Source organism: Gemmatimonadota bacterium (assembly GCA_026706345.1).
Lineage (GTDB): Bacteria > JAAXHH01 > JAAXHH01 > JAAXHH01 > JAAXHH01 > JAAXHH01.
Genome location: JAPOYX010000177.1, coordinates 44,033 through 59,220 on the forward strand (window position 1 = coordinate 44,033; position 15,188 = coordinate 59,220).

Genomic DNA, 15,188 nt, shown 5'->3' on the forward strand with positions numbered 1-15,188 from the left:
CAGGCCTGTCGCGTCCCTAAAACCCGATTTCCCGCAAATACTCCAGCGTCCGCTTCGCGATCGGGAAGGGCTTGTCGAAAGGCGCAGGATACATGTCCTGTTCCACGATGGCGTAACCATCGTAGTCGATCCGCTTCAGCAGCCCAAGCAAAGCTGGAAAATCGACTACGCCCGCCGAGGGTTCGCAGAACATGTCCATCGCCACCGCATCGGCAAAGGGGATGTTCTCAGCTTCCACCCTCCGCTGTTTCTCCGGATCCACGCTCTTGAGATGAAGGTAGGGGATCCGTCCACGGTGTTTATCGAGGAAGGCTACCGGATCTCCGTCGCGGTAGGCGTGGTGCCCGACGTCGAAGCACAGCGACACCCGCCCGGGGTCGGTGTCCGCCAGGAAACGCTCGATCTGCTCCTCGTATTCGACGTGGGTCTCGGCATGGGGGTGGAACACGAGGTGGAGGCCGAAAGTGTCGCGGGCGAGATCGGCGACGCGGTGGGTCGTGTCGATTAGTTTCCGCCAGGTTTCGTCGTCCAGGGTCCTTGGCTCGATCAATTCGCCAGTGAACAGGTCGGAGTAGGTGCCGTCGATCAGGACAAGAAAGCCCGCGCCGGTGGCGGCCAGCAGTTCTCCCGCGCCCACCACCTGTTGCTCCAGTTCAGGCCATCGGTCCGGGTCCTCGAGGTTGCCCATGGCGAAGGCGCTGGTCACCTTCAGGTTCCGTGCAGCCAGTTCCCTTTGCAGCCTGTCTATGTCCGTGGGCAGATAGCCATAGGGTCCCAGTTCGATCCACTCGTAGCCGGCTTCGACCACCTCGTCCATGAACCGCTGCCAGGGGGTCTGCCTCGGATCGTCCGGGAACCAGACGCCCCACGAGTCCGGCGCGCTGCCGATGCGGATGTTCATTCATACCTCCTCATGCACTTCTGCTTGCGAACGCGGCCGCGCGGAATTCCTCGCTCAATAATGAAACCGCTGGCTCGTGCGGCGTTCGGCTTCGTAGCCCTCGCGCAACTTCCGCGTCATGGGATCGTTGGTCGCCTCGGCGGACGCGATGTCCCACCATACGTCCGAAGGCGGCAGGTAGCGGTGTTTCTCGGTCTCGCACACGATCACGCAGGCCCGCGTCTCCGAACGGGCTTCCCTGAGCGCCTGTCGCAACTCGTCCGGCGACTTCACGTGCCACGCCCTTGCGCCGAAACTCTCGGCATTGGCCGCGAAATCGATCTCCAGGTACTCCCCTTCGAGACGGTCCGAACCGGCGTCCCGTCCGCGGAACTCGTTGCCGAAAGACCGGCCCGCCCGGGCCATCTGCAGGGCGCGGATAATCTGGTAACCGTGGTTCTCAGAGATGACGACGGTCACCTTGAGGCCCTCCTGCATGGCGGTCATGAGTTCGGTGGGATTCATCAGGTAGGTCCCGTCGCCGATGTAGACGTAGATCTCGTCGTGTTTCCCGGCCATGCGGGTGCCGAGCCCGGCCGGCAGTTCCCATCCCATGCACGAATAACCGAATTCCAGGTAGCAGGCCGCGCCGCCCGTCACGTCCCAGAGCCGGTGCAGGTCGCCTGGCGGGCTGCCGGCGGCGGCGATGACGCAGTCGCCTTCCCGGGCTTCGCCGTTCAGGGTCTGGATGAGTCGGGCCTGGCTCATGGCCTCGCCGGGATGATCGACGTACACTTCTTCTTTCAGCGACTTGTGGTAGGCGTCCATGTGGCGCCGGACCGCTGTACGGTAGGATGAACTGGCCCGGATGCCAGCTTCCTTCGCGGCTGCGGCCAGGGCGGTCAGCGCTTCCCGGGCGTCGGCCGTGACCGGCAAAGCGCCCTGCTTGTAGGCGTCGTGTCCGGCCACGTTGATGCCGATGAACCGGACGTCGGGATTCGTAAAGGCCGACTGCGAGCCCGTGGAGAAATCGGTCAGCCGCGTCCCCACGGCGATGACCAGGTCGGCTTCGGCAGCGATTTTGGCGCCCGCCGGCGTGCCGGTCACGCCGAACCCGCCGATCGCCCAGTCCGAGGATTCACGCATGGCGCCCTTGCCGCCGAAAGTCTCTCCCACGGGGATGCCGCAGGTATCGGCGAAGGCCGCGAGGGCGTCCCAGGCTTCCGAATAGTGTACGCCGCCACCCGCGATGATCATCGGCCGCTTCGCCCCTTTGAGCATCTCGATCGCCTCGGCGATGCGCGCCTTCGTCGGCGGCCTGCGCTCCACGCGCCAGACCCGTTTCTCGAAGAAGTGGGCCGGGTAGTCGTAGGCGTGGGCCTGCACGTCCTGGGGCAGCGAGATCGTCACCGCGCCCGTATCCGCCGGATCGGTAAGCACGCGCATGGCTTCCGGCAGGGCGGTCAGCAGTTGTTCGGGCCGGTTGACCCGGTCAAAGAAGCGGCTGACCGGGCGGAAGCAGTCGTTGACGCTGACCTCGGCGGACACCGGGTGCTCTAGTTCCTGCAGCACCGGGCCCTGGTACCGGGTGGCGTAGTAGTCGGACGGCAGCAGGAGCACGGGCAGGCGGTTGATCGTGGCCGTGGCCGCCCCGGACAGCATGTTGGTCGAACCCGGCCCGATGGATGCCGTGCACGCGATGGTGGCCATGCGGTGGTTCACCTTGGCGTAACCCGAGGCCGTGTGCACCATGGACTGCTCGTTGCAGGGCTGGTGGTAGGTCAGGTCCTGCCCGTACTCGAAAAGGGCCTGGCCCAGCCCGGCCACGTTCCCATGGCCGAATATGCCGAATATGGCGGGGATGAAACGACGCTCCACGCCGTCGCGCTCGCTGTACTGAACGGACAGGAACCTGACCACCGCCTGCGCCGTGGTCAGGCGGACCTTATCGTGGGGGTATGCCATGATCTGCTCCTTCGTTTAGATGCCTGATCCCGGTCGATTCGGGCGGTGTCGGCCGGCCGCGATCGATTAGTCGATAGCCTTCGCCGGGTAGTTCAGCCGATATCCTGCACCGTTTCCCATCGGTCGGACGACCAGGAGCGCTCCACCGAGGCCAGCACCTCAGCCACGGCCCGCGCTTCATTGAAGCCGGGTTCGCCCTGCCTGCCCGCCGCGATGGACTGCAGGAAGTGAAAGGTCTCGATCGCCTTGAGATCGTCGTATCCGAGTCCCACGGCCGGCCCGGGGTTGAAGTGGACGTGCCCCGGATAGGCCGGACCGCTCTGCAGGGTGACGAACCCGTCGTGCGGTCCGTCGACCGCGTACAACTGCAATTCGTTCATGCGTTCGAAGTCCCACCGGATTGCGCCCTTGGTGCCGTGAATCTCGAAGGCCATCTGGCATTTCGTCCCCTGGATCACGCGGTCGACTTCGAAGGAACCCCGGGCGCCGTTCTCGAACTCCACCAGCGCCCCGGCGTAGTCTTCATTCGTCACGGATTCGCGTTGCCCGCCAGTCCCAACGGAAAAGTGCGTGCCCTCGCCGGCCGGCGCGACGGGCCGGTCTTCGATGATCAGCGCCCGCTGCCCGACTACGCGCCTGATGGGTCCCGCGAGCATGTGGGCCATGTCGACGACGTGGGACATGAGGTCGCCCAGGGCGCCGCTTCCGGCATCCTCTCTTCGAAAGCGCCACGAGAGCACGCCGTCGGGGTGACTCGCGTAGCCCGCTAAAAAGCGGCCGCGATAGTGAGTGATGTCGCCCAGCGCGCCATCGGCGACAAGCGTTCGCGTATGCTGCACCAGCGGCGCCCAGCGGTAGTTGTAACCCACCCAGGTCAGCACGCCGGCTTCGGTGGCCGTCCGGGCGATTTCGGCCGTTTCCGCTGGGGAGCGACCCACAGGTTTCTCACAGAAGATATGCTTGCCTGCCGCTGCGGCGGCACGGACCATGTCCAGGTGGAGATGATTCGGCGCGGTGATGTTGACCACGTACACATCGGGGTCGTCCATGACTTCGCGCCAGTCCGTCGTGGTCCTGGTGAATCCCAGCATGTTCCGGGCCTGCTCGCACCGCGCGGTCACGTCGTCCGCGCAGACGACCAGTTCCGGTACCAGCCCGCTTTCAGGAAAGCGCTGCCGGACCTGGTGGTAGGCCCGGCCGTGGACCATGCCCATCCAGCCCATACCGATGATGCCGATGCCGATTTTCGGGGCCATCTCAGCCGCTCCGTTTTGTTAATCGCACTGATCGCCGGGGTCGGCCGCAAAATTGCCAGGTCGGTCGAAGATCGCCAGGCCAGCCGCATAGTCGCCTGGCCGGCCGAATGCCGGGTCAGCCCAGGGCGTCGATCAATTGAGTGACGCCGAGATACAGAAAGAGGACCAGTGCTAGGGCGAGGAGCACGTTCAGCAACCAGCCCGTCTTCAGGTTTCCGACCCACTCCCTGCGCGAGTTCATATACAGCAGGGTGCCGGCCAGGAACGGCATGAAGAAAGCGCCGACCACCGTATAGACGATGACGACGGATACCGGCCGGTCGAACAGCAGCAGGGCCATGGTCGGAAAGGTCAGGAACAACAGGAATCCGCGGTAGTACCGTGAATCGGTTCGGACCATGGCTTCGCGGGCCTCGCTGGACGCCTTTTTGAACAGTGCCATGAAGTCGGCGAACAGGTAGGGGATGCCCTGCCAGACCCCCAGTACGGATGTGATGACCGCGGCCCAGAATCCCAGGTAGAGAGACCACCGGCCGAAGGGTCCCAGCGCCGCTTCCAGCCGGTCGGCCATGCCCAGGACGATATCGATGCCCACCGCTTCGGGACGGATCTGCGCGCCGAGGATCATGACGGCTATACCGAAGAATCCCGTCAGGAGATAGGCGCCGCCGAGGTCGATGCGTATGCCCTTGAGCCACTCGCTTCCGTTTCGGCCGGCCTCCCTGATCCAGTACCCGTAGCACATGACCGACAGGCTGCCGCCCACGCCGCCCAGGACGCTCAGTACGGCGACCACCGAACCCGACGGCGCGCTCGGCAGGGCGATGCCGCGCAGGATGTCGCCGAGGTCGGGACGGAGGGCCCAGGCGCTGATCAGGAAACTTACGAACATCAGGCCGATGAGCACCTTCATGACGGTCAGGAAGAACCCGAATCGGCCCGCCCAGACCATGACGCACGCGGCCAGGGCGTGGATGATCCCCCACTGCGCAACCGAGAGCCCCGGGAAAACCGTATGGCCGGCAATGCCGGAGGCCGACAGCAGCCCGCCGCCGACCAGGAAGGACCAGATGAGCAGGTAGAGCAGGAAGAAGTACTGAACGGGCCTGCCGAGGCGCTCCACCCAGCCTTCCAGGAGCGTGGTGCCCGTCGCAAGCTGCCAGCGTCCGACCCCTTCGTTCAGGGCGAACTTGAGCACAGCGCCCCAGACGATGGCCCACAGCAGCACCGTGCCGAACTTCGCGCCGGCGTTGGTAGCCGAAATCATGTCTCCGGCGCCGACCCCCGTGGCCGCGACGGCGATCCCCGGCCCCATCAGGGCGATCATCTGGAGGAAGTTCAGTTTCAAGTTGGTTTCCGTATCGGAATCAGGCGTGAAGTTTGGTTTCCGCGCCGGTTCAGGCGGGCAGGCGCACCGGAATCAGCTCGGAAGGCGTTCCGGGTATCAGATCTCGTCCCGCAACATTTCGTCCAGGTACCGCTTGCCGGACAGGATCGCGTTGAAGGGATCGGCGCCCGTGGCCAGCTCGATGCTGATGTACCCGTCGAATCCGCCGTCCCGCATGATCCGAAGCGCCCGCCGATAGTCGATCATGCCCTCGCCCAGGGGCGCGTTGATGTGCTGGGCGCGGTCTTCTTCCTGGAAGTAGATCCGCTGGATGTTCTTGACGTGCCAGAAGTTGGTGTGGGGCGCGAGCATGCGGCACACGTCGTCCCAGCCGCCCTCGGGCGTCGCGTAGGCGAAGTAGAAGTTGCCGAGGTCCGGATTCGCCTTGATCAGGGGGTGATCGACGAGATCGATGAGCCGCAGCATGCCCTCCGGAGTGTCCACGATGCTGTTCTGGTGGAGTTCCAGCGTCAGTTCGGTGCCCTTCGACTCGGCCTCCCGGGCCAGTTTCTTCAGCACGCCAGCGGCTTCCTCGTAGTCTTCGTCCCGCGCCCGCAAGCTGCTGCCCACCGGGTCGGACTGTCCCCGGAGATCCTGCTCTCGCACGCCCACTTCCCAGGGTTGCGGCGAGATGGACATGTTTACGAGTGGTGCGCCCGCGAGTTGGGCTGCTTTCACCGCCCGGGACAGCAACCCCCGGTTCGCCGTCCGGACCTCCTCGGGCGCCGGCCAGGTGATGATCTTACGCAGTACGGTCAGTCCGCCGATTTCGAGTCCGTGGCCGCGCGCCTCCTCGCCCAGGTCGACCAGCGCTTCGTCCGGCGCGTCGTAGAAATTGAACCAGGTCTCGCCCAGGTCGATCCCATCGAATCCGTGGCGGGCGAGCCAGTCCCACACGGGTTTACGTTCCTCGGCCAGGGGATAGCCTCTTTCCGCGGCTTCGGGTGAACGATAACCACTCAGCGTGAGGGTACAGAAGACGATTTTCATGGAGTGTCTTCCCCCAGGTACGCGTTGACGATGTCTCGGCAAAGGGCATGATCATGCCGCGCACCGTATCCGTCGGTGATGGGTGGTTTCCCGTTCACGACGCAATCGTGAAAATGGATCAACTCCAGCTTGAAGGAATTTTGCTTGTTGACGACGATTTCCTTCTTCCAGGGCTGTTCGCCGTCCATGCCCTGCACGGTGACCGGCGACGGCAGTCCCCGGTCGAACCCCGTGGGAAACCGAATGCCTACCCGCCATCCCGCGCCGAAGACTTCCAGGGTCTCCCGGAAATCGTGCAGTTCGGGCAGGCTGGTCCAGGTCGCCGAGCACCGGGCGTCGTTTTCATAGGCCAAGACGGTCGTCACGCTCGATCCTCCGCGCCACACTTCGGCGCTAACCACGCGTTCCGGCGGACCGAACATCCCCCGCAGGCTGCTGATGTCGTGGATCATGCTGCCGGAGAGCGAGAAGAATATCCTTCGCACGGCCTCCGGGGCGTCGCCGATGGCATCCCGGATGGCCTGTTCGCGCTGGGCGGCCGAGCGTTCGATCACCTCGCCCGGGATATCGTCGAAAGCGTAAAGCGTGAACTCCCGGAGGTGCCGGTCGTTGCCGCAATGGAGGTGGTTGGCCTGGATAAAGCGGATATCGGGCATGGCAAGCACTTCGTTCCGCGCGAATTGGTATCCCGGATCGTGTTGTTTCATGTATCCCACCATCAGCGTCTTGCCCGAAGCCTCGGCGGCCCCGATGATCTGGTCCGCTTCTCCGACCGAGAAGCACATGGGCTTCTCGATGAAGACGTGCTTGCCCGAATTCAACGAGGCGACGGCCGTTTCTGTCTTGGGGTCGGCGAAACACAGCAGAACGGCGTCCAGATCGAGGTCCAAGAGGTCCTGGTAGCGGGTGACGCGGGCTTGGGGCGGTACGTGGTACATCTCGCCGATGAAGTCGACCAGTTTTGCGGATGCGTCGCATAGACCGGCCAGTTCGTAGCGGTCACGGAGCTCGGCGATATGGGGCAGGTGTTGGATCTGGGCGATCGCACCGCAGCCGATCACGCCGATCCTGATGCGGTCCATGAGAATGCCTTTCCGGCAATCGATGATCTTGAATCGATGCCCTGGAATCGATGCCACTGATGGGGAAGTCGATAAAGAGAATACGCCCGGAGGGATTCGAACCCCCGACCTACTGATCCGAAGTCAGTTGCTCTATCCAGCTGAGCTACGGACGCACGGGGAACCCACTGAGGCCAGCATCCGATATACGCATTGAACGGATTGATGTCAACGAAATCAGGCGGCCTCAAGCCCGATGCTACGTTATGTTCGACCTCGCGCGAAGGGTTTCGTCAATCATATCGGAAAACACGCGTTCGAACCTTTCACGGGTTTCCGAAGACGCCAGGCAAACTAACGGGATAGTTGGACGACCCCCGAGACGGCGGTTAAGATCCACGCCCGGGATCTCGTTGATCTCGTTCCAGATCTGTTCGCGGGCCTCCGATTGATGAAAGGGGCGTTTCATATACTGGAACTGTACGTGCAATCTGCCGCGGGTCGTAAGACTGAATGTCCATTGCACGTCATCCGGATAGTTCAGGTCGAGCTGGAACCACATTTCCGCGGGTCTCCGTACCACGTCTAGATGGACTGTCTGGTAACGGTGGAATCAATGGCCAACAACCGCTTACTGCTACGAGAAGAACAATCCCAAAGATGGTCGAACGGTCCATATTTAATCACTCCATAATTACAACTTAACGACTGTTGCAGGTGGTCATCCCGATACTGGACACGTGCGGGCGTTGGGAATAGGCGCTTCTCTTCAACGATCTCTTGAACTTTGAGTAATTGACCCGTTCGTATGTTTCGCCCTTGTAGTGCCACAATTCAGCTTCGCTGGCCGCTTCTCACATGGCTTTTATAGGTTCTTTCAAAGATATAAACCGGCAAGGTGTGCAACCTCATCCACAGACCGAGTACCTTCAAGGGAATTCTGTGTTCTACCAAGCTGAGCAGTTTGTCACGCAATGTTCAGTTGCGCTCGATGGCATGTATCGCTTCCGAACCAGAAGATAGGTCGCCTTTAGTGCGAATCCAAGTCACTATTGCGCTGCGACATAACCTCCGAATCCATACACTGAATCTTTTTTGACAAAGAGGCTTGACAATCATCTTAATGTGTACTATATATAACACATGACACATTTTGGTAAATACATCCGTTCCCGCCGCGAAGACCTGCGGAAGCAAGACAGGCGGTTCTCCCTGCGCCAGGTGGCGCAGCGCATCGAGGTAGAGCCGGCCTACCTGAGCAAGATCGAACGCGGTGATGTGGCGCCGCCTTCAGAGGCCACGACGCTGAAGCTGGCACGGGATCTGGGCGAGGACCCGGACGTGCTGCTGGCCCTGGCGGGCAAGGTGTCGAGCGACCTTCAGGAGATCATCCGCAAGCGGCCGAAGTTGTTCGCGGACTTGATCCGAAAGATGAAGGAGGCGCCCGATCACGCCATCCTCAGGATAGTTCGCGAAGTGCGGGACGGTGAATGGTAACAATAAGGAGAACCATGATGATTTATCTTGAGCACGACCAGCTGGAAATACAATGCCCGGAAGTCCACGATCATGCCCGGTGTTCGATCTCGTTTCAGCGTACCCTGCGCATCCCGGACGATGGGCGGGACTACCCGTTGCCCCCGGGCCTGGGTGAATTTCCTCTGCGTCACCTGGACGACTACGCGGAGCGCGTGCCGACGGAGTGGGTCCGCAGGGGTGGCGTGATCATGCCGATGTTCCAGGCCGAGGCGATGTGGCTGAACTTCGACGGCTACCATGCCTATCCGTTCGCATTGAAGATCGCGACCGGGAAGGTCTGCGCGATCACCGGCGAGAACCGGGTAAACCATTTGAATACGGATCCTCAGGACTACCTGGTATTGCCCGAACAGCTGTGGCTGGATGGATACTGCGTCGAAAAGGGCGTGATCCGCCAGTTCGTGGCCATGCCGCTGGGCAAGGGGTACACGGTCGAGGAGCAGTTGAAGGGCTCGGCGCAGCATGGCGGCCTTCAGATAACGGCCTTTCCGATGAAGGCGGAACGCTACGAGGCTATACGGGCGTGGGACGGACGATATCCATCGAACCCCCCGAAACTGATGGCCCAGCAAAGTCCCGAGGAAGATAGCATGGGACTGGCGCCCGGCGGCCGGATGCGGCAGGAGATCTACGAGGACGAATACGGCCTGGATGCCTGGGATCAGCGGCATCCCGCCCGGTGTTTCATTACCATCGCCAATTCGGCCCAGTGGAAGGCGATAACCGGCGAACGTCCTCCGATAGAGCCGCCTACGGCCCAACAATACACCGAAGCCGGCCTGCCCTGGTACGACTATTACGACGCCGATCACGAGGCCGTTTCGGGCAGCGATATCCTGAAGTCGGTGCAGAGCGTGTCGCAGACTGGCAAGGAGAAAGGCGAAACGGCGCTGCCGGACAATGAATCGATCCACGGAACCCGGGTCGTCTCAATCCGGGACACCAGAAAACGCAAGGTTCGGGAGTACTCCGCCAGCGAATCGATGGATTCGTGAGGTCAGGTGTACTCAGGAGGGGACGTTCTCTTCGGTGGCTAAAGTGTTGCCCGTGGATTTCATTTCACTGTTCAGTCGGTCCAGCGGTTCCGAAAACGCCTCTTCCAACTTGACAATGTGTTCGCACAACCAATCAATCATTTCTGGCCAGTTTTCTTCGTCGAAGCCATTGAATGAGTGCGGAAAACTGATGCGACAAGCTTTCTTATCGTCCAATCGCTGCCAGTGGAGTTCTGATCCGAAACTGCCTTCGATCTCCAGCCTTTTCTGTTCGAGCTTGTCAAAAAACCATTTGTTCTCTTCCGCCTGAGGGCGAGAAATGTAGAGTTCCACGCGCGCCAGGTTTTTTCCAAAGATCATGTTGTAACCACAACCTGACACCCCAGTTGGGCTCGCCAGCCAATGGTCTCTGGACGGACTGATAGTATCGTACCGCGTAACGCCACGAGCACGGAGTGCCTCCAATGTCTTCGTCCAGAAAGCGTGCCTCAATTTTTGCGTTTGAGTTAATGTGCGCTGACTGGCTTTCTCCTCCGACTCCTTGTTAGCCATCCCAATCATGTAATCCGCGGCTTCTGGTGTAGGTATAATCTGTTGCAGGTCGATCAGAAGCTCTTCGCCGAAGCTGTAAGGCACTACCCGGAAACACTGCGCCTCGACCCCGTGTCCAATCAGCGCACAGTACCGTTGCCGTAACCTCCTTGCGGAAATTCGCAGCGACCAGAATCAGTCGCTGCTCATTACCTGCATTTAGTACCGTATCGTCGAGATCTTCAACACCGAGGAATTCGCACAAGTTCGGTATTGCACTCTCGCCGTCGACCCACCGGTTGAGGTACTTCTGATAGATGTCGACGATCTCTGCCTTCTTCAAACTGGAACAATAGGCGACGTACTTGAGCGCCTGCCATACGACATCGCGGCCCGAATCGTCGAGTTTATTCTCGATAACCACCACTCGGCCTTCCTTGTCGAGGGCAAGGAGATCGAGACGCTCCCTGGTGTCTTCGAAGCCGTCGAATTCCTTTTGGATGACCAGGAGGTCTTCTCCCAGGGCTTCCGGCGTATGCACCAACCATTCTTGGAGGTGGTCGCGTTCATTCAGTTTCAGATCGCTGAAACGCCGTTCTTCAAGCTGGATGAGGTGATTGTCTGAAAGGTCTACCTTGAACATCAGCGGGTCTCCTGCGGTAGTGTGCCGGGTAGGCTGCTCTTGAATCCGGTTACCGTGGTATAACTTGCCTCAACCTAGTCGCTTTGCGCCATAGGTTCGCGGTTTAATCGACATGATCCGGGGATGGCATTCGACGGTTTGGTAGCGAGGTCGGTATACCCCAGGCAGGATTCGAACCTGCGACCCTCGGATTAGAAGTCCGATGCTCTGTCCAACTGAGCTACTGGGGCGCACCACCTTCAATATATGGGATCGGGGGTTGCTGTCAACACGAGAGTGGGGCGGCACCGGGTCGACTTTTTGCGGTAGAAAACGAGATTTCAGAAACGGCTTCCGACTGTTGAGGTATGCCGCATTGAAGCGGTCACCCGACAGTTCATCTTCACATGGGAGCCAAAATGAAACGTTTTCTACCGCTTTTCTTATTTCTCGTGACACCGGGTACGGCCTGGAGCGCTTTCGAACCGGTCTACGCCGGTGCCAGACCCGTCGGCATGGCGGGCGCCTTCGTGGCCGTCGCGGACGACGCCGAAGCTTCCTTTCTGAACCCGGGCGGTACGCCCAGGGTGGGCCGGCTTGCCCTGACGAGCTACTATACACGGCTCTTCGGCATGAAAGAACTGGCCCAGGTGGCCGTCTCCGCCGTCGCGCCGACCGCCCTCGGGCACTTCGGTCTGTTCTATCACGGGCTGGGTAGCTCGCTGTACCGGGAGAGTGTCTTCGGTCTCTCCTACGGACGTTCCATCGGCAGGCGGTTCCATGCGGGACTGGCCCTGCGCCGATTGAGCCTTTCCATTGAAAACTACGAAGGCGCTTCCGCTCTTGCGATGGATGCGGGCATCCTCCTGGATCTCCCCTATGATCTCCGTCTCGGCGCGATGGCCCATGCCGTCGGCCGCTTCTCAGAATCCGGCCCCGCCGCGGAAAGCCCCCGCATCATCCAGGCGGGATTAAGCAGGACGGGAGACCGGTTGACGGTTTCCTTCCAGCTCGACCGCCACCCACGCCATGGCTTTACCACGAGAGTGGGCCAGGAGTTTCGCCTGGCCGAGTCCGTTACGATCCGGGCCGGTCTGACCACCGATCCTTCCCTGTTCTACGTCGGCCTGGGCCTGGCGAAGGGACGGGTCGAAACGGACTACGCCCTCTCGTCCCACGCCCTGCTGGGCATCACGCACCGGTTTTCCCTTACCATGGAGTTCGGATGATATGCGTCTGTTCATTAAACCAATATGGCGCACGCTGGCCGCCGCGTCCCTTGTGGCGATGATGGGCATGCCGGAAAAACGAGCGGCCCAGGACCTCGACTACTCGATCGATGCGCTGATCGACCGGGAAGCCGCCGATATCGATCCGGAGGACATCGCGCTGCTGGTGTCGCTGCGGCGCGACCCGCTCGATATCAACCGGGTGGGCCGTACCGAGTTGGAACAGCTTCCGTGGATCACGCCCGTCCTCGCCGGCGCGATCGTGGCCTGGCGGGAAAGACACGGCCCCTTCGGCGACACCGGGGAGCTTGCACGAGTTCCGGGATTCACGGCTGCCCTGGTTTCCCGGATCAGTCCTTTCGTTCGCGCGGCAGGAGGCGGCGCGGAGGACGATCGCCGTATCGAGACCACGGGGCGCCTGCGCCTGGCGCGAAACCGCACCGACCGTCCCGACGCGCCGGGAAACGGAATCCTGGGTGTGCAGGCGGATATTGGACTGGGAAGCAGGTTTAATCTGGGAGGCCGGGGCGAACGCCGGGACCGGGGCGGAGAAACCAGGTGGCGGTCCGGATACGTGGAATTCGGCGGTTCGGCTGCTTCCCGCAGGCTGATCCTCGGATACTTTGAAATGGATTTCGGCCAGGGACTGATATGGCGCAGCCATTCGATCCGGCCCTCCACGGCCAGTCTCAGCGCGTCGGTGAAACGCCGCATCCGTGGCCTGAGGCCCGTGCGGACGACCTATGCATCCGGCGCCCGGCGCGGCATGGCCATGTGGATTGACCGACGCGGTTTCAGCCTGACGGGGATCCTTTCACGGGCCGATTCGGGTAAATGGGAACCCGGCGGCCGCCTGGGTTGGAGCCGGAACAGTGGGTTGGTCGGTATCTCGGTCCTGCAATCGGAAGGTAGCCTGCGTGTTGGTACGGACCTCGACTTCCTATACGGCGGTACGAACCTGTTCGGTGAAATGGCGATCGACGAAGAAGGTTCCCAGTCCGTTCAGGGAGGCATGGTCTGGAGCATGGAGGGCGTGGAAGGCGGGCTGACCTTTCACCGCCAGCCGGATGCCCGACTGATTGAAAAGTCGGAAAGGACATGGCAGAGCCTGCTTCTGCGCTGGAGGCCGGATCGCCGGACCACGCTTCAACTGAGCGTCGAACCCCGGTTGACCTACTTGGAACTTTACCGGCGCAGCACCATACGGTTTCGCCGCAGAATGGGGCGCGGTGTCATAGCCTCCGGAGTGTGGCGCCGTGAAACGGATGAGCGAAAGGTCACGGGATCGGCCCTGCTGGATACCTGGCGGGGACAGTTTGCCTGGCGGGTGCCGGCGCGGGTCCAGTGGCGGGCCCGCTACGAACGGCGCGGCCGGTCCGGTTTGAAGCCCGAACACGATCTGCGTCTGTACATGCGGTACCGGTCCAGGGACCGCTTCAGCCTGTCCGCGCAGTGGGAATACACCCTGGCCGGATTTCCCGCGCCGGAGGACGCGTTGGCCGGGTTTCCTGGTTCTGAGGACACGACCTCCCTGTTCAGGTCCAATCATCGTGAAAGGTGGGTTGTCCTGCTGTACGGACCGGTCGGACCGGGCGTTTCGACCCTGGTACGTTACACGCGGACCCGCCGGACCCGTTACGATCAACTCAAGGTTCCCCTCGTCGAAACACGGTGGGTTCTGCAGTTGAATGCCCGGTGGTGATGTAGACAGGAACTAGCCGTGTGTCCGAATCTGGAATGCTGTGCGAATGTTTATCAGAAATAGCTTTAAATCCAAAGCAACCTTTAGTATCCTCTAATTCGGGTATGGCAGTGCATGACCGAATTCCTCGAACTGTTGCTGGAGCTTGCGAAGTACACGAAGTATGTCAAACACCTCAAGTGGTTGTGGGAACCCAATCAGGAGGCAAGGAAAATGTCAGAAAAACAAGCCCTGACCGATGATTTAGAAGAAGAGTTCAGGCAGGTGATATCAGATATCAAGGACGCCGTGCATGAAGGGAAGACCAGATTGTTTCATGAAAGGACTACGCTAGACGAACTATTCGTAACAGGCGAAGGACCGCAAGGCAAAATCACCAGTATCCCAGACAAGTTCAAAGATCACATAGTCGTGGCATCTGACGGTAACCGGTCCTGGCTGGTCTGGAAGCAGAACTGCTCACCGTACTTTGATGACAGGCCATAGGCTGTCATCTTCGGAATAACCATGCAGGAATCCACATGAAACTGATCTGCTGGAATATCGGTCATCGAAAGGCGGCGTGGAGGTCATTGCCGGATCTGGACGTGGACGTTGTCCTGCTCCAGGAAGGCTATAAACCGCCAAAGGACGTGACTGACGGGATAGAAGTGGATCCTGCACCGTATTTCAGGAAGGACCCACAGCGTCCGGATAGCCGGGGCAAAGCACTATCCAGATGCGCTATCGTAAGAGTATCAGACAAAGTAAAGGTGGAATACCTGAATGATATAAAATCGAGTCATCCTGGCTGCCTGTCCGCGGCCGTCGTAACGCCTCTTGAAGGCAAGTTACAGGGTTGGCCGATTCACGTGGTGTCATTCTGTCCCCAGTATGAAACATACCATCCATCATCCGGTCTGAAGGGCGATGATCTGGTAGACCCATCGGTACATCGCATCATTTCGGACATCTCAATGCTTATAGGCAGGAAGGATAGTTTCCGGATGATTGCGGCTGGAGATACGACGGTAATGTACGGAGACGAAGTC

Annotated in this window: 12 protein-coding genes, 2 tRNA genes and 1 pseudogene; 6 read left to right on the forward strand and 9 right to left on the reverse strand. The window is 60.8% G+C overall.

Going from position 1 to position 15,188, the window contains the following annotated elements; translation table 11 throughout:
- Positions 1-16: 16 nt before the first annotated feature.
- The 7 genes from OXG98_11920 to OXG98_11950 all read right to left on the reverse strand — a co-directional run bounded on the left by OXG98_11920 (position 17) and on the right by OXG98_11950 (position 7,715).
- Positions 17-901 carry a sugar phosphate isomerase/epimerase gene (locus tag OXG98_11920; protein MCY3772710.1) on the reverse strand — a complete coding sequence of 295 codons (885 nt, stop codon included), beginning with the start codon at positions 899-901 and terminating at the stop codon, positions 17-19.
- A 54-nt stretch (positions 902-955) separates the two neighbouring features.
- Positions 956-2,845 carry a 3D-(3,5/4)-trihydroxycyclohexane-1,2-dione acylhydrolase (decyclizing) gene (iolD, locus tag OXG98_11925; protein MCY3772711.1) on the reverse strand — a complete coding sequence of 630 codons (1,890 nt, stop codon included), beginning with the start codon at positions 2,843-2,845 and terminating at the stop codon, positions 956-958.
- Between the two features lie 92 nt (positions 2,846-2,937).
- The gene (locus OXG98_11930; GenBank protein ID MCY3772712.1) at positions 2,938-4,101 is read right to left on the reverse strand and encodes a Gfo/Idh/MocA family oxidoreductase; all 1,164 of its coding nucleotides are present in this window, start codon (positions 4,099-4,101) and stop codon (positions 2,938-2,940) included.
- A 115-nt stretch (positions 4,102-4,216) separates the two neighbouring features.
- On the reverse strand, positions 4,217-5,449 hold the full coding sequence (locus tag OXG98_11935; GenBank protein MCY3772713.1) for an Nramp family divalent metal transporter: 1,233 nt from the start codon (positions 5,447-5,449) through the stop codon (positions 4,217-4,219).
- Between the two features lie 96 nt (positions 5,450-5,545).
- Positions 5,546-6,478, reverse strand: coding sequence for a sugar phosphate isomerase/epimerase (locus tag OXG98_11940; GenBank protein MCY3772714.1), 933 nt, complete (start codon positions 6,476-6,478; stop codon positions 5,546-5,548).
- Positions 6,475-7,560 (reverse strand): Gfo/Idh/MocA family oxidoreductase, encoded by a 1,086-nt coding sequence (locus tag OXG98_11945; GenBank protein MCY3772715.1) that lies wholly within the window; start codon positions 7,558-7,560, stop codon positions 6,475-6,477. The genes OXG98_11940 and OXG98_11945 overlap by 4 nt, the downstream gene beginning before the upstream one ends.
- An 81-nt stretch (positions 7,561-7,641) precedes the next feature.
- Positions 7,642-7,715: transfer RNA gene (locus OXG98_11950), tRNA-Arg, on the reverse strand.
- 967 nt (positions 7,716-8,682) lie between these two features.
- Here OXG98_11950 and OXG98_11955 point away from each other — a divergent pair.
- Together OXG98_11955 and OXG98_11960 are read left to right on the forward strand one after the other, a co-directional pair.
- Positions 8,683-9,036 carry a helix-turn-helix transcriptional regulator gene (locus OXG98_11955; GenBank protein ID MCY3772716.1) on the forward strand — a complete coding sequence of 118 codons (354 nt, stop codon included), beginning with the start codon at positions 8,683-8,685 and terminating at the stop codon, positions 9,034-9,036.
- Positions 9,037-9,050: 14 nt separating this feature from the next.
- Positions 9,051-10,073 (forward strand): hypothetical protein, encoded by a 1,023-nt coding sequence (locus tag OXG98_11960; protein ID MCY3772717.1) that lies wholly within the window; start codon positions 9,051-9,053, stop codon positions 10,071-10,073.
- Between the two features lie 12 nt (positions 10,074-10,085).
- Here the strand turns inward: OXG98_11960 and OXG98_11965 are convergent.
- Together OXG98_11965 and OXG98_11970 are read right to left on the reverse strand one after the other, a co-directional pair.
- Positions 10,086-11,247 (reverse strand): annotated as a pseudogene (locus tag OXG98_11965) (DUF4268 domain-containing protein).
- Between the two features lie 156 nt (positions 11,248-11,403).
- Positions 11,404-11,477: transfer RNA gene (locus OXG98_11970), tRNA-Arg, on the reverse strand.
- A gap of 168 nt (positions 11,478-11,645) precedes the next feature.
- On the opposite strand from OXG98_11970, the gene OXG98_11975 reads away from it, so the two are divergent.
- The 4 genes from OXG98_11975 to OXG98_11990 form a co-directional block, all read left to right on the forward strand.
- Positions 11,646-12,455: a hypothetical protein gene (locus tag OXG98_11975; GenBank protein MCY3772718.1), complete on the forward strand. Its 810-nt coding sequence runs from the start codon at positions 11,646-11,648 to the stop codon at positions 12,453-12,455.
- Between the two features lies 1 nt (position 12,456).
- A complete protein-coding gene (locus OXG98_11980) occupies positions 12,457-14,157 on the forward strand; it encodes a helix-hairpin-helix domain-containing protein (GenBank protein MCY3772719.1) in 1,701 nt (566 codons plus the stop codon).
- Between the two features lie 114 nt (positions 14,158-14,271).
- The gene (locus OXG98_11985) at positions 14,272-14,643 is read left to right on the forward strand and encodes a hypothetical protein (protein ID MCY3772720.1); all 372 of its coding nucleotides are present in this window, start codon (positions 14,272-14,274) and stop codon (positions 14,641-14,643) included.
- 35 nt (positions 14,644-14,678) lie between these two features.
- A partial coding sequence (locus OXG98_11990; protein MCY3772721.1) for a hypothetical protein occupies positions 14,679-15,188 on the forward strand: 510 nt, incomplete at its 3' end.